The organism is Bradyrhizobium sp. CCGUVB23, from assembly GCF_024199885.1.
Classification (GTDB): domain Bacteria; phylum Pseudomonadota; class Alphaproteobacteria; order Rhizobiales; family Xanthobacteraceae; genus Bradyrhizobium.
This window is the reverse complement of the sequence record NZ_JANADQ010000001.1, coordinates 9,138,587-9,156,065: the sequence shown is the minus strand read 5'-3', so window position 1 is coordinate 9,156,065 and position 17,479 is coordinate 9,138,587. Positions and strand designations below refer to the sequence as shown.

18 protein-coding genes and 1 pseudogene are annotated in these 17,479 nt (G+C 64.6%); 10 read left to right on the top strand and 9 right to left on the bottom strand.

Going from position 1 to position 17,479, the window contains the following annotated elements; translation table 11 throughout:
• Nucleotides 1–287: 287 nt before the first annotated feature.
• Entirely contained in the window at nucleotides 288–1,043 is a 756-nt protein-coding gene (locus NLN62_RS43015) for an SDR family oxidoreductase (RefSeq protein WP_027522505.1), read from the top strand.
• Between the two features lie 9 nt (nucleotides 1,044–1,052).
• Here the strand turns inward: NLN62_RS43015 and NLN62_RS43010 are convergent.
• Nucleotides 1,053–2,026 (bottom strand): annotated as a pseudogene (locus tag NLN62_RS43010) (LysR family transcriptional regulator).
• Nucleotides 2,027–2,117: 91 nt separating this feature from the next.
• On the opposite strand from NLN62_RS43010, the gene NLN62_RS43005 reads away from it, so the two are divergent.
• On the top strand, nucleotides 2,118–2,630 hold the full coding sequence (locus NLN62_RS43005) for a hypothetical protein (RefSeq protein WP_254112699.1): 513 nt from the start codon (nucleotides 2,118–2,120) through the stop codon (nucleotides 2,628–2,630).
• 34 nt (nucleotides 2,631–2,664) lie between these two features.
• Here NLN62_RS43005 and NLN62_RS43000 read toward each other — a convergent pair whose 3' ends face one another.
• Entirely contained in the window at nucleotides 2,665–3,063 is a 399-nt protein-coding gene (locus NLN62_RS43000) for an MAPEG family protein (RefSeq protein WP_245287996.1), read from the bottom strand.
• Nucleotides 3,064–3,154: 91 nt separating this feature from the next.
• Nucleotides 3,155–3,562 (bottom strand): GFA family protein, encoded by a 408-nt coding sequence (locus tag NLN62_RS42995; RefSeq protein ID WP_254112697.1) that lies wholly within the window; start codon nucleotides 3,560–3,562, stop codon nucleotides 3,155–3,157.
• A 245-nt stretch (nucleotides 3,563–3,807) separates the two neighbouring features.
• Between NLN62_RS42995 and NLN62_RS42990 the strand changes: the two genes are divergently transcribed.
• Nucleotides 3,808–5,028 carry an MFS transporter gene (locus NLN62_RS42990; protein ID WP_027522509.1) on the top strand — a complete coding sequence of 407 codons (1,221 nt, stop codon included), beginning with the start codon at nucleotides 3,808–3,810 and terminating at the stop codon, nucleotides 5,026–5,028.
• 22 nt (nucleotides 5,029–5,050) lie between these two features.
• Here the strand turns inward: NLN62_RS42990 and NLN62_RS42985 are convergent, their stop codons facing one another.
• Together NLN62_RS42985 and NLN62_RS42980 are read right to left on the bottom strand one after the other, a co-directional pair.
• Nucleotides 5,051–5,437: an ester cyclase gene (locus tag NLN62_RS42985; RefSeq protein ID WP_254112695.1), complete on the bottom strand. Its 387-nt coding sequence runs from the start codon at nucleotides 5,435–5,437 to the stop codon at nucleotides 5,051–5,053.
• 57 nt (nucleotides 5,438–5,494) lie between these two features.
• Nucleotides 5,495–6,367: a bifunctional helix-turn-helix transcriptional regulator/GNAT family N-acetyltransferase gene (locus NLN62_RS42980; protein WP_027522510.1), complete on the bottom strand. Its 873-nt coding sequence runs from the start codon at nucleotides 6,365–6,367 to the stop codon at nucleotides 5,495–5,497.
• Between the two features lie 203 nt (nucleotides 6,368–6,570).
• Between NLN62_RS42980 and NLN62_RS42975 the strand changes: the two genes are divergently transcribed.
• Nucleotides 6,571–9,027, top strand: coding sequence for a DEAD/DEAH box helicase (locus NLN62_RS42975; RefSeq protein ID WP_254112693.1), 2,457 nt, complete (start codon nucleotides 6,571–6,573; stop codon nucleotides 9,025–9,027).
• 24 nt (nucleotides 9,028–9,051) lie between these two features.
• Nucleotides 9,052–9,690 (top strand): hypothetical protein, encoded by a 639-nt coding sequence (locus NLN62_RS42970; protein WP_051389697.1) that lies wholly within the window; start codon nucleotides 9,052–9,054, stop codon nucleotides 9,688–9,690.
• Between the two features lie 28 nt (nucleotides 9,691–9,718).
• On the opposite strand, the gene NLN62_RS42965 is transcribed toward NLN62_RS42970, so the two are convergent.
• The gene (locus tag NLN62_RS42965; RefSeq protein WP_254112691.1) at nucleotides 9,719–10,399 is read right to left on the bottom strand and encodes a VOC family protein; all 681 of its coding nucleotides are present in this window, start codon (nucleotides 10,397–10,399) and stop codon (nucleotides 9,719–9,721) included.
• Nucleotides 10,400–10,607: 208 nt separating this feature from the next.
• Between NLN62_RS42965 and NLN62_RS42960 the strand changes: the two genes are divergently transcribed.
• Nucleotides 10,608–11,240 carry a PadR family transcriptional regulator gene (locus NLN62_RS42960; protein WP_027522513.1) on the top strand — a complete coding sequence of 211 codons (633 nt, stop codon included), beginning with the start codon at nucleotides 10,608–10,610 and terminating at the stop codon, nucleotides 11,238–11,240.
• 12 nt (nucleotides 11,241–11,252) lie between these two features.
• Nucleotides 11,253–11,900, top strand: coding sequence for an O-methyltransferase (locus NLN62_RS42955; RefSeq protein WP_254112689.1), 648 nt, complete (start codon nucleotides 11,253–11,255; stop codon nucleotides 11,898–11,900).
• On the opposite strand, the gene NLN62_RS42950 is transcribed toward NLN62_RS42955, so the two are convergent.
• Both NLN62_RS42950 and NLN62_RS42945 read right to left on the bottom strand, forming a co-directional pair.
• The gene (locus tag NLN62_RS42950; protein WP_254112688.1) at nucleotides 11,881–12,123 is read right to left on the bottom strand and encodes a 4-oxalocrotonate tautomerase family protein; all 243 of its coding nucleotides are present in this window, start codon (nucleotides 12,121–12,123) and stop codon (nucleotides 11,881–11,883) included. The genes NLN62_RS42955 and NLN62_RS42950 overlap by 20 nt on opposite strands.
• A gap of 36 nt (nucleotides 12,124–12,159) precedes the next feature.
• Nucleotides 12,160–12,900: an SDR family oxidoreductase gene (locus tag NLN62_RS42945; protein WP_254112686.1), complete on the bottom strand. Its 741-nt coding sequence runs from the start codon at nucleotides 12,898–12,900 to the stop codon at nucleotides 12,160–12,162.
• A 102-nt stretch (nucleotides 12,901–13,002) separates the two neighbouring features.
• On the opposite strand from NLN62_RS42945, the gene NLN62_RS42940 reads away from it, so the two are divergent.
• The gene (locus NLN62_RS42940) at nucleotides 13,003–13,896 is read left to right on the top strand and encodes a LysR family transcriptional regulator (protein ID WP_254112684.1); all 894 of its coding nucleotides are present in this window, start codon (nucleotides 13,003–13,005) and stop codon (nucleotides 13,894–13,896) included.
• Between the two features lie 140 nt (nucleotides 13,897–14,036).
• Here NLN62_RS42940 and NLN62_RS42935 read toward each other — a convergent pair whose 3' ends face one another.
• Nucleotides 14,037–14,390, bottom strand: a complete 354-nt coding sequence (locus tag NLN62_RS42935; protein WP_027522518.1) for an MmcQ/YjbR family DNA-binding protein — start codon at nucleotides 14,388–14,390, stop codon at nucleotides 14,037–14,039.
• Between the two features lie 148 nt (nucleotides 14,391–14,538).
• On the opposite strand from NLN62_RS42935, the gene NLN62_RS42930 reads away from it, so the two are divergent.
• Both NLN62_RS42930 and NLN62_RS42925 read left to right on the top strand, forming a co-directional pair.
• Nucleotides 14,539–15,702, top strand: a complete 1,164-nt coding sequence (locus NLN62_RS42930; RefSeq protein ID WP_254112682.1) for an MFS transporter — start codon at nucleotides 14,539–14,541, stop codon at nucleotides 15,700–15,702.
• Between the two features lie 100 nt (nucleotides 15,703–15,802).
• Nucleotides 15,803–17,470, top strand: a complete 1,668-nt coding sequence (locus NLN62_RS42925; RefSeq protein WP_254112680.1) for an acetolactate synthase large subunit — start codon at nucleotides 15,803–15,805, stop codon at nucleotides 17,468–17,470.
• Nucleotides 17,471–17,479: the final 9 nt, after the last annotated feature.

The following is a 17,479-nucleotide window of genomic DNA, read 5'->3' as shown; positions in this document are numbered from 1 at the left end:
GATCAGTCGCTCTCATCACCGGCGCCAGCCAGGGCATCGGCAAGCCAGCCCCCAGCTACTTTGCATGGGGTTGTTTTCGAACTTTTTTGTCGAGGGGAACAAAGCTTCATTTCGGACCTATTTTATCCGCGGCTTTGAACGGTAATCCAGCAACGAGATTCGTTTGACGCGAAATTCCCATCTGGGCTGCGCGGCAAATGCGACATCAAATGGTCTGATGCGCGCTGCACAATGCACCGCATTGAGGCCCTGACAAACCTCATCAAAACCTCGACAATGGAGGTCCCATGAAGATCGTCGTCATCGGCGGCACCGGCCTGATCGGCTCGAAAGTGGTCGCCATTCTGCGCCAGGGTGGCCACGAAGCCGTCGCTGCATCGCTTAGGAGCGGCGTCAACATTATCAGCGGCGAGGGGCTCAAGGAGGCCATGACCGGCGCGGAAACCGTGGTCGACCTTGCCAATTCGCCCTCGTTCGAAGACAAGGCCGTGCTGGAGTTCTTTGAGGTCGCCGGCCGCAATGTGCTCGCGGCGGAGGCCGCGGCCGGCGTCCGGCACCATGTCGCGCTCTCCATCGTTGGAACCGACCGGACACCCGAGAACGGCTATTTCCGCGCGAAGGTCGCCCAGGAGAAGCTGATCGAGGCGTCCGGCATCGCCTACACCATCGTTCGCGCGACCCAGTTCATGGAATTTCTCGGCGCAATCGCCGCATCGAGTGTGCAAGGAAATACGCTCAGGGTTTCACCCGGCCTGTTTCAGCCGATCGCGGCGGAGGATGTCGCCAGGTTCGTTGCCGATGTGGCGCTCGAACCGCCGCGAAACGGCATTGTCGAGATCGCCGGGCCCGACCGCGCGCCGTTCGACGAAATCGTCGCCCGCTACCTGAAGGCGACAGGTGACGGGCGTGCCGTCGTGCGCGATCCGGAGGCGCGATATTTTGGCGGCCTGGTCGAGCAGCATTCTCTGGTGCCGTTGGGCGAAGCGCGCCTCGGCCGCATCAGTCTCGACGAATGGCTCCGGCAGGCGCGGACGAAGGCCTGAGTGTTGCCGTCAAGGGCTCCTTGCACGCTTGGGCGTGCGAGCTCCAGAGGCGTTCGTTGCGCCTCGCGGCGTATCGGCGCCGCGGTATTTGACGTGCTCGATGAAGGCGCGCAGTTTTGGCAGGACCTGACGTTTTCCCGGATAGTACAGAAAGACCCCAGGTCCCATGACGGCGAAGGGAGTGAGCATCGCTTGCAATCGGCCGTCGGCAATGGCGCTCTGGCGAGCGGGGCGGGCACCTGCGCAAGTCCGACGCCTCTGATCGCCGCACCGAGCAGAGTGGCATAGTCGTGAGCGATGAGCGGCCCCGAGACGATGGCCTCGACGGCCTTGTTGCCGTCGACGAAAGGCCAGGGCGCGATCGATCCGTTGGCGCGTCGCAGGCGGAGGCAAGCGTGCTGACGAAGATCGTCGATGCGCTGCGGCCGCTTCCGCCCGCGCAAATAGTCTGGGCTGCCGACGACCATGAACGGGAACGGCTGCGTCAGTCGCACGGCGATCATATCCGGCGCAATAAGCTGGCCGAGACGGATGCCGGCATCGAAGCCGCCTGCGGCAAGATCGACCATCTCCTCGCTTGCGGCGATCTCCACCTCGATCTCGGGATAGGCCTCGCAGAAGCCGGCGATGACAGGCTCGAGGATCAGCGGGACGACCGAGCGGGGAACGGCGAGGCGGAGCAACCCGGCCGGTCGCTGCCCAAGATCGCGCGCGGCTTCGCCGGCTGCGACGAGCTCCTCGAAGGCGGGTTTTGCGCGCGACAGGAATCGTTCGCCGGCCTCGGTCAGTCCGACACTGCGCGTCGTGCGGGCGAACAGCGCAGCGCCAATGCGCGCCTCGAGTGTGCGCACGGCCTGGCTGACCGCCGACGGGGTCACGCCGAGCTCGGCGGCCGCGCGACGAAAATTGCGGTGCTGGGCAACGGCAAGTGCCGCCTCCACGCCGTCGAGCGCACTCTGCCTGACTGTGAAGTTCTGCTTCATAGCCTGTTGAGATTATCCCGGATAGTCGCGCGCCGGAAGCAGTCCTATTTGGGTCGGCGAGAACCCGGAGCTTTCACCGAGAGGACGCCAGATGTCGCCGGCCACAATCTTCCAGATCCATCTGGTTCTTGGCTACGTCCCGTGGCTGCTTCTCTTCGCTGCGTATGGCTGGCCCTGGCTCAAGTCGATGGACCCGCTCGAGGCGCAACGCGCCATCGCCACCTTGCACAGCTTCCGCTTCTTCGGACTCGCCTTCCTGGTCCCCGGTGTAGTCGGGCCGAATCTGCCCGCGGGCTTCGCCTCCTTTGCCGCCTATGCCGACTTCGCGACAGGATTGCTGGCCATGCTGGCGCTTCTCACCGTGCGGGTGCGTGCGCTCTTCTGGCTGTTCGTCGTTACCTTCAATCTCGTCGGGGCAGTCGACATCCTCGTCGACTACTATCACGGCAATCAGCTCGGCCTTGCGCCGCTGGCAGGGGAGCTGGGGGCCGTTTACGCGATCCCGATCATCTATGTGCCGTTGCTGATGATCACGCACGTGGCCGCGTTCTATTTGATGGTGTATCGTCGGGGCCGCCAAGTGTCCGCCGTGGCGGCCGGATAGAAGAAATCGAAGGCATGCTCCATCGCCGCGCGCTTCAGTGCGACACGAAGGGCGCGGCTAGAACCGCGAGCATGCCAAAGGCGGCGATGTTCCAGAACAGCGAGCGGATCAGCGGTATTCCGCAGATGTAGAGCGCGGTGTAAGCGATGCGCCCGCCGAGATAGGCAAGCGATCCCCAATGGGTCAGCTCGTTGTGAACGCCAGTCGCCTGAGCGGCGAGAACTGCCGCTGCAAAGAACGGAAACGTCTCCATGTAGTTGCGGAAATTGCGGTCGATCCGCCCGGGGATGGGCTTGAGCGCCGGCATCTCAAGGTCGCGCGGGCTCGCAGCCCATCTGAGGCCGTACTGCGCGTTTGCGGCTTGTGCGGCAGCGACAAGCTGAAGGAAGCCCCAAAGGCTCGCAGCTGCCAGCACCACTAGCTCGAAGCTCATTCCCATCCTTTTGTCCTCCTCCAAAAAGGGCGGCCGGATTTCAGCAGCGCAGGATAGGTGAGCTCGACCAGACTTACGAGTTACGAACTCTCTAGCTCGCATGCCATTCCGGCAGCTTCGGCACGTCGGGGTCGAGGAAATCCCAGGCATATCCGCGCGCCGCGTAGAAGATTGCGGCCGGCCTGAACGTCGTGGCGTCGTCGAGGCTGCCGACATAGATGCCGATGAACTCGGGCTTCTCGTCCGGCTTGTTGTAGATCGCAACCCCGCAAATGGGACAAAAGCCCTTGCGCTTGGTGGCGCCGCGGTCACTCGTGCGCGCGATCTCGCGAACCTCGCCTGAAACCGTCAGTGCGTTCCGCGGAAACACGAACACCGAGCTGTGCCCGCCACCGGAGTCCATCTGGCAATCCCGGCACTGGCATTGGAAGCCGCGTACGGGCTCCGCATCGATGTTGTAGCGAACCGCGCGGCACGAACAGCCGCCCGAAAATCCCATGCGTCCCTCCATCATCACGGCCTTTCGCAAGACGTTTGCAGTGACGTAGGGGCAAGCGCGGAGCCGCACAAGGCGGCAGCGTCCTGGTGTTGCGCATGGCAACAGGCGGCAGCAGGAGCAGCAAGCGTTGACCGCGTAAAGCGGTTCCAGCCCCGCAAGAAATTTCGCTAGTATGATGGTGGTCCTGTCGGATCGCGCGAGGCCTGTTCGTCTTCATCCAGAGACATCTGTATGGGAGACCCAAAATGAACCCTTCCAACTATCGCTGGGTGATCGTCGCCGCCGGCGGACTGCTTGGCTGTGTCGCGATCGGCGGCATGTTTTCGTTGCCGGTGTTCCTGCAGCCGATCGCCAAGGACACCGGGTGGTCGGTGACGGGCATCTCCAGCGCGATGACGATCGGTTTTCTCGCGATGGCCTTCACCAGCATGGCCTGGGGCACGCTGACCGACCGGTTCGGACCGCTGCCGGTGGTACTGACGGGATCGGTCGTGCTTACGCTGAGCCTGACGCTCGCGAGCCACGCGACCTCGCTGATCGCGTTCCAGTTCATCTTCGGCCTCTTGGTCGGTGCCTCCTGCGCTGCGATCTTCGCGCCGATGATGGCGACAGTGACCGGCTGGTTCGACACCCACCGCAGCCTTGCGGTCTCGCTGGTGTCGGCCGGCATGGGCATGGCGCCCATGACGATGGCACCGTTCGCGGCCTGGCTCGTCTCCAGCCATGACTGGCGCACCTCGATGCAGCTCGTAGCGCTGGTGGTCGGCGCCATCATGATCCCGGCCTCGCTTCTGGTGCGCCGTCCGCCTGCGCTGGCAAACTCGCAGGCCGCAGCATCCGATGCCGGCGCGCCGCAGGCCGAGATGTCGCTGTCGGAGGCGCTGCGCTCGCCGCAATTCCTGATCCTGGTCGCGACGAACTTCTTCTGCTGCGCGACGCACTCGGGCCCGATCATCCACACCGTCAGCTACGCCGTGAGCTGCGGCATTCCGCTGATCTCGGCGGTGACGATCTACAGCGTCGAGGGGTTTGCGGGCATGGGCGGGCGGATCGCGTTCGGTCTCATGGGGGATCGCTTCGGCGCCAAGCGCGTGCTGGTCTCGGGCCTGCTTGCGCAAGCGTTCGGCGCGCTGGCTTACGTCTTCGCGCACCAGCTCGCGACCTTCTACGCGGTCGCCGCCGTGTTCGGCTTCATCTATGCCGGCACCATGCCGCTCTACGCCTCGCTGGCGCGCGACAATTTTCCGCTGCGGATGATGGGGACGGTAATCGGCGGCACGGCGATGGCCGGCAGCCTCGGCATGGCGACCGGCCCGCTCGCCGGCGGCCTGATCTATGATGCGTTCTCCAGCTACGCCTGGCTCTATATCGGCTCCTGGGCGATGGGGCTCGGCGCGTTCCTGATGGCGATGACGTTCCGCCCGTTTGCCAAGCCGCAAGGAGAGCCCGCGCCGGCGACGGCGTGAGCGAGGCCGCCGAGGCGCGGCGCTAGAGCTGCGCCTCGATTGCCGCCTTGTCGATCACAGACCACACCTGCCAAATCTTCTGGTCTCTGAATTCGTAGAAGACGTTCTCGCAGAAGGACACGCGCTTGCCGTTGACGCCGAGCCCAAGAAAAGTCCCCGCCGGCGTGCAATCGAATGTCAGCCGACAGGCGATGCGGGGCGGATCGGATATCAGTAGCTCGATATTGAAGCCGAGATCGGGAATATCCCGAAAATCCTTCTCCAGCATCGCGCGGTAGCCGGCGAGCCCAAGCGCCTTCGCGTTGTGGGAGACGTCGTCGTGGACGAACTGGCCGAGCGCCGGCCAATCCTGCCGGTTCAGGCAGGCGATGTAGCTGCGGTAGAAGTCGGCGAGGTCGACCTTGGTCATGGCGATACTCCTGCGGCTCCAACGATAACGCAGCAGGAGCTGGATTCGGCGGTCCGCTCAGAGGTGCTTTTCGAAGAACAAATCCGGGTAGGGGTCGTCGTTGAAGCGCGGGATCTCGCTCCAGCCGGTCCTGCGGTAGAGCTGGCCCGCTTCCGGCAGCGCGCTGTTGGTGTCGAGCCGCAGCACGCTGATGCCGAGCTCGCGCGCGGCGCTCTCGGCCGCTTCCATCAGGCGCCGGCCGAGGCCCAGACCGCGCGCGGCCGGAGAGACCCACAGCCGCTTGATCTCGGCATAGCCGTGGTCGGTTCCCTTCAGTCCGACGCAGCCGATCGGCAAGCTGTCCGACATCGCCACGATGAAGATGCCGCGCGGGCGCACCATGTCCTTGGCGTCGGGATCGCGCGACAGCTTGACGTCAAAGCCCTGTTTGAAGCGGCGTCCGAGCTCGGCGTAATACTCGCCGAGGCAATAGCGTGCCTCGTCGCTGCGCGGGCTCATTTCAGACAGCTTGGTGCGGCTCTGCCCGAGCGCAGAACCAATCATGTCCATTGCCGCCAGCAGCGCGTCTTTTTGCGAATGGCGGGCGAGCAGGGCCTCGGCTTGCGCGTTTGACAGCGCCTCATAGGCATTGAACTCGCGCCGGCCCGCGCGCGTCAGCCGGACGACGCGGCGCCGCGCGTCTTCCTCATGCGGGCTCGTCTCGATCATCCCTTCGTCCTCGAGACTGCGGAGCAGGCGACTCATCAGCCCGGAATCGAGGCCGAGATAGTCGCGGATCTCGGCGACGTCCTCGCGCCCATGCCCGATCGCATTGAGCACGCGCGCAGCCCCCAAGGGCCGGCCACGGCCGAGAAAGGAGGTATCGAGCGCGCCGACTGCGGAGGTGACGGCACGGTTGAAGCGACGGATGCGGGAAATTGGATCGAGCATATATCTGACTTTAGTCAGAGAATATTCTGAAGTCAATCGAGATTGGGACGATGCACCACGCAGCCACGGCGCGCAGACCCGGCTGTCGGAACTCGCTCATCCCCATGACAGTGGATTTCGGCCCGAAGCCGGTTATGCCGCCGCGACGCGCGAGCTAGGATCGGTCGCAACGAAGCGTTTCCCGCCAGACCGAAAGCCCGCGAATGAAATCCGCAACAGTCCGCACCGCTTTGCCGCGCAAACAAGCCAAGCTGTCCCGCACCCACGTGCCAACCGACCTGTCGCCGGTCGAATGGCAACGAGGTTTGCGCCGCCAGTTCGGTCGGGAGCAATCCTTCCTTCTCGACAATATGGGCGCCGATCCGTTCTTCTCGGAGTTCAAGGTCACCAATCCGGCCTCGAAATCGAGCTATCGCGTGGCGATCCGCGGCCCCGGGCCCGGCGGCAATTTCTGTTCTTGTCCGGACTACGCTACCAACGAGCTCGGGACCTGCAAGCATCTCGAGTTCACCCTCGTTCAGCTCGAGAAAAAGCGTGGCGCCAAGGCGGCGTTTGCACGCGGTTACCGGCCGCCGTTTTCCGAGCTCTATCTGCGCAAGCAGGGCAAGCGCGGCTTGCATTTTCGTGCCGGGACCGATTGCCCGCCCGACGTGACGAAGGCGTCCGCCACTTTGTTCGATCTGGAGCGCGACGGGATGCTGCGGGACGATCGCCTCAGCCAACTCGACGAATTCATCAGCCTGGTGTCGAAGAGCGGTCATGAGCTGCGCGCCTATGACGATGCGCTCGACTTCGTTGCCGGACGACGGGACGCGGATCGTCGCGCTGCGCAACTCCGGCGGCTGTTTCCGTGCGGCGCAGCGGACTCCAAGCTGCAGCGATTGCTGAAGGCACCGCTATATCCGTATCAGGCCGAAGGTGCGCTGTTTGCCGTGCGGGCCGGTCGTGCTTTGATCGGCGACGACATGGGGCTCGGCAAGACGATCCAGGCGATTGCCGCGACGGAGATCCTCGCACGCCACTTCGGCGTATCGAGAGTCCTGGTGATCTGCCCGACGTCGCTCAAGTATCAGTGGCAAAGCGAGTTGGTGCGGTTCTCGGGGCGGCGAGACAAGCGTGGCGCGCGCGTCATTGTTGGAGGTCGCGCGCAGCGGAAGCAGGACTACGCGGTCGATGACTTCTGCAAGATCACGAACTACGAGAAGCTCCAGCCCGATCTCGATCTGATCGCTGCATGGTCGCCCGAGCTCGTCATCGTCGATGAGGCTCAGCGCGTCAAGAACTGGAACACGATCGCAGCGCGGGCGCTGAAACGCATCGACAGCCCATACGCGATCGTGCTGACGGGAACTCCGTTGGAGAACAAGCTCGAAGAATTGATTTCAATCGTCCAATTCGTCGATCAGCACCGTCTGGGTCCGACCTGGAAGCTCCTGCACGAGCATCAGGTCAAGGATGAGGGTGGCCGCGTTACAGGTTATAGAGCTCTGGACAGGATCGGTGAGACCTTGGCGCCAATCATGATCCGCCGGCGAAAGTCCGAGGTGCTGCGGCAATTGCCTGACAGGACCGATCAGAACGTGCTCGTGCCGATGACTGAGCCGCAAATGGACCTGCATAAGGAGAACGCGGACACGGTCGCCCAGGTCGTGAACCGCTGGCGCAAGACCAAATTTCTCTCGGACAAGGACCAGCGGCGACTGACCTGTGCTCTGCAAAACATGCGGATGTCCTGTAACAGCACCTATCTGTTGGATCAGGAGACCGATCACGGCGTCAAAGCCGACGAACTGGCTGCGCTGCTCGACCAGCTCTTCGCCACGCCCGACGCCAAGGCCGTGGTGTTTTCGCAGTGGACACGGACCCACGACATCGTCATCCGCCGCCTCGAAGCCCGTGGCATCGGCTATGTCAGTTTCCATGGCGGCGTGCCGTCGGAGAAGCGGCCGCAGCTGGTTCAGCGTTTTCGGGACGATCCGGCCTGCCGTGTGTTTCTGTCGACCGATGCCGGCGGCACGGGTCTCAATCTGCAGCACGCCTCGACGCTGGTGAATATGGACCTGCCGTGGAATCCGGCCGTGCTCGAGCAGCGTATTGCGCGTATCCATCGTCTCGGCCAGGCGCGGCCGGTCCAGATCATCAACTTCGTAGCGAAGGGTACGATCGAGGAGGGCATGCTTTCAATCCTGGCCTTCAAGCGCTCGCTGTCCGAAGGCATTCTGGATGGGGGCAACAACGAGGTTTCGCTGGGCGGCTCGCGGCTCAACCGCTTCATGAAGGACGTGGAGAATGTTACCGGAAGCACGAGGGCCGGCGAGACTGCAACCGCGGCGGAGGGGGCAGGGTGGGGCGATGACGTCCGTGACAAGGCGCCGGTGGGCAGCGACTCCGGCAGCGCGTCGCAGGCGCAAACCGGCGATGAAATCCCGGCGGCCTCGCGCGACCTCTCTTCCAATCCCTGGCAAGCACTGGTTGAGATGGGCGCGCAATTCCTCGGTGCCATGGCTGCAGCCAATGGTGCCGGCTCGATTGACTATCCCCGGATCGAGCGCGACCCCAGCACCGGCGGACAGAATCTCAAGATTCCGCTTCCGTCACCGGAGACCGCCAAGCAACTGGCCGACGTGCTCAGCGCGTTGGCCGAGCGCTTGCGCGGCTGATCCGGAACTCGAGAAAGTGTAACGATGAGGCGTTCGCTTATCGCGGAACAGAATCGATTCATGCTGCTTCATCAGCGTGAATTCAGAATTGCCGCCGATGTCGTTACCGATGCGTGGATGTCGTTCCCCGATGTGTGTGCCGTAGCCGTGATCGGCTCGGTGGCGAAGGCGCTTTGGAAGGAAGTGCCGCGGTTTTCGGAGTTTCGGCGCGAAGGCATCGAGGTCTGGCACGAGTGCCGCGATCTCGATCTGGCACTCTGGATCGAGTCCCAGGAGCATCTCAATGCGCTTCGCCGGGCGGCAGCCGGGGCGCTGCGAGCAGCCTACGAACGAGGCGCCGGTACAAGTGTGGTCAGCCACCAGCTCGATATCTTCCTGATCGAGCCGGGCAGCGATCGCTATCTCGGCCGGCTCTGTCACTTCAAAGCCTGCCCGAACGACAAACGCGATTGTGCCGTGCCGGGCTGCGGCGCGATCCCGTTCAACCGGATCATTCCCGATTTCAGCGCCCGCGCCGATCTTCTGGGGCCGGCAGACCATGCAATGCTGTACGAGCGCGGCAAAGGGCGGCTGCGTTCGGCTCTTGATCTGCCCACCGTTGACGAGAGCATTCCCAAAGGCGGCACGAGGTCGGAACGGCAAGCGACAGAGCGAAAGCCTTAGGTCCCGAGCGCGGCTGCGCCGGTCTCGGTCAATTCGGCAGCGGCTGGCCGGTCTGTTCCTTCACGATGTAGTCGGCGTACCAGTCCGGCCAGTTCTCATCGTGCTTGCCGCCGGTCCGCTTCTCGTGCTCGCCATGGGCTGTGGCCGCGCGCCGCAGCGCGCTTGCGAGCTCTGTCGAGTTGAACGTCGTGTCGGCCTCGACGCGGCCGGGCAGGCGAGTCGTGATCTCCTGGAGCAGCCAGCCATTGCCGTCGGGATCGCGGAACGAGGCGAAGGAGCGATAGCTGCCGCGCGCCGGATCCGGGCCGCTGACGCGGCGCGAGCCTGAGATGTAGGGCTCGTCCGGGCCGCTATGCGTATCGCCGCTGCCGTGAAAGACCTCGCTCACCTCGATACCGTGGGCAACGAGCGCATCGCGGGCGGCCTCGATGTCGGAGACGATCAGGTATAGGCCCTGCGCGGAGCCGGGCTCCGCCGGCGTGACGTTCCTGCCGAAGATGACCGAGGCGTTCGAGCCCGGCGGGGTGAACTGGATCACGCGCCAGTCGTTGCCGGAGGCGAAGTCGGCATCGAGTCGCCAGCCGAGTTTTGCGTAAAACGCCTTGGCGCGATCGACGTCGGATACCGGGACGACGACGATCTCGAGCTTGAAATCGACACTGCGCAGTTTCGGGGTGCCGGCAGCCTTGCTGTTCTCCGCGGTGGCCATGGGGTCCTCCCTTGATGTCCGTAAAACGGCGCCCCGCATCTTGCGCGCCAAATGTGACGGCTTCAGCGATCTGGCCCCTGGACCTGTGCAGCGCCTTGCCTTCCCACGAACCTGGATTGTCCCGGTTGGGGGCGATCACGGTCTTGTGCCTTGCACTTTAAATCGCAAAACATATCTTACGATATATCTAACAATGGAGACCTAAGATATGTTTCGAGACAAGCACCACAATCGACACGAGAGAGAAGACCGGGAATTCCGTTTCGCATTCGCCATGGGCCGGCATGGCGGGCGTCGCTTCGGCCGTGGCGGGCATGGCTTCTTCGGACGCGGCGGTGGCGCCGACTTTCCGGGCGCACGGCGGCTTTCGTCGCAGGACCTCCAGCTCGTCATCCTCGCACTGCTCGCCGATCAGCCGGCGCACGGCTACGAGCTGATCAAGACCATCGAGGAGCGCTCGGATGGCTTTTACAGCCCGAGCCCCGGTGTGATCTATCCGGCGCTGACCTATCTCGAAGAGGTTGGGCACGCCAGCGTCGAGCAGGACGCCGGCCGCAAGCGCTACAGCATCACCGCGCAGGGCCAGGCCCATCTCGCCGAGTATCGCGCCACCGCGGATGCGATCCTTCAGGCGCTGTCGCGGATCGGACGCCGCATGGACGAGGTACGCGAGGCCTTTGCCGGCGTCAGCGATCTCGATGCGGATGCCTCCGACGAGCTGCATCGCGCCCGCCATGGCCTCAAGCGAGCACTGCGTTCCAAGCACGGCTGCGATGCCGATGAGGCGCGACGCATCGCCAAGATTCTCGACCGTGCGGCGGCCGAAATTCTGCGGAGCTGAGGGAATACGATCATGTCGCAAGATCAACCGCACAGCCCGATCCAGGATGCGCGCGTCAACGCCGTGATCGAACGCATGCAGGCCGCGCGCCGCCGTCCACCGGGCGGCGGACCGCGCGGCGGATTCAGCAGCCGCGATCCGCATGCCTATGCCGAGCAGGGTTTTTCGATCCATCCCGAGCAGGGCGAGCTGATCTACCTGTTGTGCAGAGGCATGCGCGCGACGCGCGTTGCCGAGTTCGCAACCTCCGTCGGTATGTCGACGCTGTATTTTGCGGCTGCGATGCGCGACAATGGCGGCGGCACCGTGATCGGCTCGGAGATCGTGCCGGCCAAGGTCGCAACCGCCCGGCGCAATCTCGACGACGCGGGGCTATCCGCCTACGCCGAGATCCGCGAGGGCGATGCGCGCAAGACGCTGGGCGATCTCGGCGGCCCCGTCGACTTCATCCTGATCGACGGTTGGCCAGGCGAGGAGGGTCCTTCGCTCGCGCGCCAGGTGATCGAGATCGTCGCGCCGCAGCTTCGCATCGGCGGCTACGTCATGAACGACAATGCCGAACCCGATTTCCTCGAGTTCATCCGCGATCCCAAAAACGGCTTCGTCTCGATGACGCTGCCGCTCAAGGGCGGGACGGAGCTCAGCCTGAAAGTGGCGTGACCACTCTGCCGCCATCGCTCGCACGATAGGGCTCTGGGATCACGAACACCTCGTCGGCGCGGCCGTAGCCGCCGTCAGGCACCTCCACGATCAGCACCATCGTGTGCGGCCGCGCCGCTTCGCCGAAATAGTCGACGAACAGCGTGGTGAGGCGGTGCACGATCTCGGCTTTCTGCGTCCGTGACAGCGCGGCCTGCGGGATCTTGATGTTGACGAAAGGCATGACGGGTAGCTCCCAGCAACGCGTCGTGGCCGCGCGTCAGATCACGCCGCCATTGGCGCGGATGATCTGGCCGTTGACCCAGCCGCTGTCGGCGCCGGCGAGGAAGGCGACGAGGCCGGCGATGTCGTCGGGCTGGCCGAGCCGGCCGAATGGATTCATGCCGGCGATGGCGCGCACCTGCTGCTCGGTCTTGCCCTCGAGGAACAGCCGCGTCTCGACCGGTCCCGGCGCCACCGCATTGACGGTGATGCGCCGGCTGCCGAGCTCCTTGGCAAGGATGTGCGTCATCGCCTCGACCGCTGCCTTTGTCGCGGCGTAGACGGCGTAGCCAGGCTGGTAGAGGCCGACGACGCTGGAGGAGAAGTTGATGATGCGGCCGCCGTCGCGCAGCCGGCGCGCCGCTTCGCGCATGGAGCGGAACACGCTCTCCAGATTGATCGAGATCTGCCGCGCAAACGCGGCGTCGGTCACCTCGGCGAGCGATGCGAGCTCCATGATGCCGGCATTGTTGACAACGATGTCGACCCCGCCGAAGGCGCGCTCGGCCGCCTCGAACAGGCGCGCCGGCGTCGCGGGATCCGCCAGATCGGCCTGCACGGCGATGGCGCGGCCGCCGGCGGCTTCGATGGCCGCGACAAGTTCGTCCGCGGCGGCGCGGCCGCTCGCATAATTGATCGCAACGGCGATGCCGTCCCGCGCAAAGCGGCGGGCGATCGCGGCGCCGATGCCGCGGGAGCCGCCGGTCACGATGGCAACACGCTGAGTTTGATTGGTCATGGTTCGCTCCTGTCTTTCCCTGAACGGGAGATATCTGATCGCTTTGGCCGGATAATTACCCGCCGCTTGCCATCACTTGTCGGATATGGTGAACAATCGGCCATGGATCGTTTCGAGGCTATGCGCCTGTTCGTCCGCCTCGTAGAAAGGCGCAGCTTTACTGCAGCGGCCGCCGACCTCGGCATTCCCCGTTCGACCGCGAGCGAGGTGTTGCGCGGCCTCGAGGCGCGCCTTGGCGCGCGTCTGCTCGAACGCACGACGCGACATGTCACCCCGACGCTCGACGGCGCGGATTTTTACCGGCGCTGCGTCGCCATTCTCGCGGAGGTCGAGGAGGCCGAGACGGCGATGCGCGATGCGCGGCCGCGGGGCCTGTTGCGCATCGACGCGCATCCGCTGCTCACCCGCACCTTCATCCTGCCCCATCTGCCGGCATTCCTGGCGCGCTATCCGCTGCTCGAGTTGCAGATCGGGCAGGGCGACCGTCTGGTCGATCTCGTGCGCGAGGGCGTCGATTGCGTGATCCGCTCGGGGGAGCCCGACGACAGCGGGATGATCCAGCGCCGTCTCGGCACCATCGCCGAGATCACGGTGGCAAGCCCGGCCTATCTTGCCGCCCACGGCGTGCCGGCGACGCCGGATGCGCTCGACGGGCACCAGATGGTGGCCTTCGTCTCCTCGCGCACCGGTGACGTGCTGCCGCTGGAATTTTCCGTCGTGGGTACGCTTCGGCACATCGTGCTGCCGAGCCGGGTCCGGGTGAACAATTCCGATTCCATGGCCGATCTCGCGCGGCTCGGCTTCGGCCTCGTGCAGGCGCCGCGCTATCGCTTCGCTGAGGATCTCGCCAGCGGCGCGCTCGTCGAGGTGCTGGCCGGCTTCCCGCCGTCGCCGACCCCGCTCTTCGCGCTCTATCCGCAGAACCGCCAGCTCACGCTGCGGCTGCGTGTCTTCCTCGACTGGATCGCCGGCATTTTTGCGCAGGCGCGGCTGTAACCGGGAGCGGGAGATCGGCATGCGGCATCCCGGACGATCCAGGCCATATTTCTACTTTGCATGGGGTTGTTTTCGACAAAAAAGGAATCGTTTGTGCCGTCGAGCAAATCGCCTTTACGACTTTGGGCCAATCGCGATCGTCACGACAGGCGCAACTCCTTACGCAGCTTGCGCGTCAGCTTCGCGACGATGAGCGCATGGGCCTGGTCGAGATAGGCTGCGAGCTCGGGGTCGGGCAGCGCGTCGTTGTCGATGAGCTGCACCCATTTGGCCCGCGCCAGATACGGAGCAGGCCGTGCAAGACCCTGCTCGATCAGCATCGCGTAAGCCATGTTCGACGTCTTGAACATGAAGCCGCCTGACTGCTCGACGAAGCCGCGCGCCAGCGCGAACATCTTGCCGCCGACCTTGAACACCGACGTGCCTTCCCATTGCACAATCTTGGTTGCGGCAGGTAGTCGCAGGCAGTGGGCTTCGAAGCGTTTGGGAGTCATGTCAGGGCAACAAGCGAAAAAGGTGCGGCAAGATCTTTGGCTGAGTGAGCGAAGGCCGACAAGCCGAAACTTCCGTGCTGCTTCACAGTTTTGCCCGAGGCACGCATTACCAGCAGCTCTTCGAATCCTCAGCCCTTGCGGAGTTCCCATGCACACGTTGTCAGCCGACCGGCCGGCCACCCGGCTCGCGACACGGCTGTCCTTCCTCGTTGCGGGCTTCGGCATCGCATGCTGGGCACCGCTGGTGCCGTTTGCCAAGGAACGGCTCGCGGTCGACGACGGCATCCTCGGCCTGCTCCTGCTCTGTCTGGGCATCGGCTCGGTTGCCGCGATGCTGCTGACGGGCGCCTTGAGCGCGCGCTACGGCACCAAGCCGATCATTCTCGCCGGCGGCTTTGGCCTCGCGGTAATCCTGCCGTGGCTCGTCGTCGCGAGCACGCCGGCCACGCTGGGCCTCGCCCTGTTCGTGTTCGGCGCCGCGCTCGGCTCGATCGACGTCGCCATGAATATTCACGCGGTTGAGGTGGAGCGCGCTGCAACGCGTCCGCTGATGTCGGGCTTCCACGCGTTGTTCAGCATTGGCGGATTTGCCGGATCGAGCCTGATGACACTGCTGCTGTCGGTCCACCTCGGTCCGCTCGCGAGCACTCTGATCGCCTCGGCTCTGATGCTGGCGGCGATGATCATGGCCTGGCCGCTGTTGCTGCGGAGTGCACAGGCGCAGGACGGACCGCTGTTCGTCTTGCCACACGGCATCGTGTTGGTGCTTGCGGCGCTGGCCGCCGTCACGTTCCTCGTCGAAGGCGCCATGCTCGATTGGGGCGCGCTGCTCATCGTCGGCGCGGGCCTCGTGCCGGACACGCAAGGCGGGCTCGGTTACATGCTGTTCTCGATCGCGATGACCGCGGGCCGGCTGGGCGGCGATGCCGTGGTGGCGCGGGTCGGCGATCGCGCCACGTTGATCGTCGGCAGCCTGCTGGCGATTGCAGGCTTCGTCGTGCTGCTGGTCGCACCAGTTGCTGCCATTGCGATGGCGGGGTTCGTGCTCATCGGCCTCGGCGCCTCGAACCTGGTGCCGGTGCTGTTTCGCCGTGCGGGCTCGCAACAAGCGATGCCCACGGGCCTTGCCGTTGCTGCGATTACCACGGCTGGCTATGCCGGCGTTCTGGTCGGACCTGCCGGTGTCGGGTTCGTCGCGCGGATCGCGAGCCTGCCGATGGCGTTTGCCATGCTCGGAGCGCTCTTGTGCCTCGTCACGCTATCGGCGGGGATCGTGACGTCGGGCGACCGCTCAAGCGGACGCTGCCGCTAGCGCGGCGCGCCGCATCGTGAGTTGAGTTGTCATCACGGGCGGCTACCATGCCGTTCAAGTTCTCCGGCGGAATGCCGGAGCATCGTTGAGGGGAGGCGACATGAGCGGCCAGGCACGGATAGTGAAGGGATCGGATCTCTTTGTCGCAGCCCTGGAGAATGAGGGCGTCGACCGCATCTTCGGCGTCCCCGGAGAGGAAAATCTCGACCTGGTCGAGTCCTTGCGCAACTCCAAGATCGAATTGATCCTGACCCGCCACGAGCAGGCTGCGGCCTTCATGGCTGCAACCCATGGACGGCTGACCGGCAAGCCCGGCGTCTGTCTCTCCACGCTCGGCCCGGGCGCGCTCAACCTGTCGACGGGCGCGGCCTATGCGCATCTCGGCGCGATGCCGATGATCATGATCACCGGGCAGAAGGCGATCATGAGCAGCCGGCAGGCGCGCTTCCAGATCGTTGACGTTGTGGCCAGCATGAAGCCGCTGACAAAGCTGGCGCGGCAGATCGTCAGTGCGTCGAGCATCCCGACCGTGGTCCGCGACGCCTTCCGTGTTGCGATGGAGGAGCGGCCGGGACCGGTGCATCTCGAACTGCCTGAGGACGTCGCGGGCGAGGAGGTGGCGTCCGTGCCGGTGGTCCCGGTGCATCCGATCGAGATTCCCGTCGCCCATCGCGCCGCGCTCGATCGTGCCGCCGAGATGATCCTGGCGGCGAAGCGCCCGCTGGTCATGATGGGCGCGGCGACCAGCCGGCCGCGGTCGACCCATGGCATCGCGAATTTCGTGCGGCGGACGCAGATCCCGTTCTTCACCACACAGATGGGCAAGGGTACCGTCCCCGGCGGCACCAATCTCTATATGGGCACCGCGGCACTGTCCGAGCGTGACTATGTCCACGAGGCCATCGACGCCGCCGACCTGATCATCGCGATCGGCCACGACGCGATCGAGAAGCCACCATTCATCATGGGGCCGTCGGGCCCCAAGGTGATCCACGTCAGCTACACGCCGGCGAGCGTCGAGCAGGTCTATTTCCCCGATGCGGAGGTCGTCGGCGACGTCGGGCCGAGCCTCGAATTGCTGGCCGACCGCCTCGAAGGCCGGCTGCCGGATGCAGGCGCGCTGCTGCCGCTGCGCGAGCAGATTCTTGAGCATATCGCCGATCGCGCGACTGAATCGCGCTGGCCGCCGACGCCGCAACGAATCGTGCACGACATCCGGCAGGTGATGCCGGAGAACGGCATCGTCGCGCTCGACAACGGCATGTACAAGATCTGGTTCGCACGCAACTACCGCACCAGGGTCGCCAACACGCTGCTGCTCGACAATGCGCTGGCGACGATGGGCGCAGGCCTGCCATCGGCGATGATGGCGGCGATGCTGTGTCCCGAGCGACGCGTGCTCGCGGTCGCGGGAGACGGTGGCTTCATGATGAACAGCCAGGAGATGGAGACCGCCGTCAGGCTCAAGCTCAATCTGGTTGTGCTCATCCTTCAGGACAATGCCTATGGCATGATCCGGTGGAAGCAGGCGGTCGATCATTTTGCCGATTTTGGCCTTACTTTCGGCAATCCCGACTTCGTCCTGTACGCGAAATCCTATGGCGCCAAGGGCCATCGCATCGAGACGATCGACAGTTTCGTGCCGACGCTGGATGCCGCCTTCAAAGAGGGCGGCGTGCACCTGATCTCGATCCCGATCGACTATTCAGAGAATGTCCGGGTGCTGGTCGATGAGCTCAGGGCCCGCGACAAGACGGCGAAATCTTGAAAGAGCCTA

Bases quoted from the DNA above. Each gene is read 5' to 3' on its own strand.
- NLN62_RS43005 (WP_254112699.1), top strand. From the start codon at position 2,118: ATGTCGCCGGCCACAATCTTCCAGATCCATCTGGTTCTTGGCTACGTC.
- NLN62_RS42960 (WP_027522513.1), top strand. From the start codon at position 10,608: ATGTTTCGAGACAAGCACCACAATCGACACGAGAGAGAAGACCGGGAA.
- NLN62_RS42930 (WP_254112682.1), top strand. From the start codon at position 14,539: ATGCACACGTTGTCAGCCGACCGGCCGGCCACCCGGCTCGCGACACGG.
- NLN62_RS42955 (WP_254112689.1), top strand. From the start codon at position 11,253: ATGTCGCAAGATCAACCGCACAGCCCGATCCAGGATGCGCGCGTCAAC.
- NLN62_RS42985 (WP_254112695.1), bottom strand. From the start codon at position 5,437: ATGACCAAGGTCGACCTCGCCGACTTCTACCGCAGCTACATCGCCTGC.
- NLN62_RS42965 (WP_254112691.1), bottom strand. From the start codon at position 10,399: ATGGCCACCGCGGAGAACAGCAAGGCTGCCGGCACCCCGAAACTGCGC.
- NLN62_RS42950 (WP_254112688.1), bottom strand. From the start codon at position 12,123: ATGCCTTTCGTCAACATCAAGATCCCGCAGGCCGCGCTGTCACGGACG.
- NLN62_RS42935 (WP_027522518.1), bottom strand. From the start codon at position 14,390: ATGACTCCCAAACGCTTCGAAGCCCACTGCCTGCGACTACCTGCCGCA.
- NLN62_RS42940 (WP_254112684.1), top strand. From the start codon at position 13,003: ATGGATCGTTTCGAGGCTATGCGCCTGTTCGTCCGCCTCGTAGAAAGG.
- NLN62_RS42945 (WP_254112686.1), bottom strand. From the start codon at position 12,900: ATGACCAATCAAACTCAGCGTGTTGCCATCGTGACCGGCGGCTCCCGC.
- NLN62_RS42975 (WP_254112693.1), top strand. From the start codon at position 6,571: ATGAAATCCGCAACAGTCCGCACCGCTTTGCCGCGCAAACAAGCCAAG.
- NLN62_RS42925 (WP_254112680.1), top strand. From the start codon at position 15,803: ATGAGCGGCCAGGCACGGATAGTGAAGGGATCGGATCTCTTTGTCGCA.
- NLN62_RS43015 (WP_027522505.1), top strand. From the start codon at position 288: ATGAAGATCGTCGTCATCGGCGGCACCGGCCTGATCGGCTCGAAAGTG.
- NLN62_RS42990 (WP_027522509.1), top strand. From the start codon at position 3,808: ATGAACCCTTCCAACTATCGCTGGGTGATCGTCGCCGCCGGCGGACTG.
- NLN62_RS42980 (WP_027522510.1), bottom strand. From the start codon at position 6,367: ATGCTCGATCCAATTTCCCGCATCCGTCGCTTCAACCGTGCCGTCACC.
- NLN62_RS42970 (WP_051389697.1), top strand. From the start codon at position 9,052: ATGAGGCGTTCGCTTATCGCGGAACAGAATCGATTCATGCTGCTTCAT.
- NLN62_RS43000 (WP_245287996.1), bottom strand. From the start codon at position 3,063: ATGAGCTTCGAGCTAGTGGTGCTGGCAGCTGCGAGCCTTTGGGGCTTC.
- NLN62_RS42995 (WP_254112697.1), bottom strand. From the start codon at position 3,562: ATGGGATTTTCGGGCGGCTGTTCGTGCCGCGCGGTTCGCTACAACATC.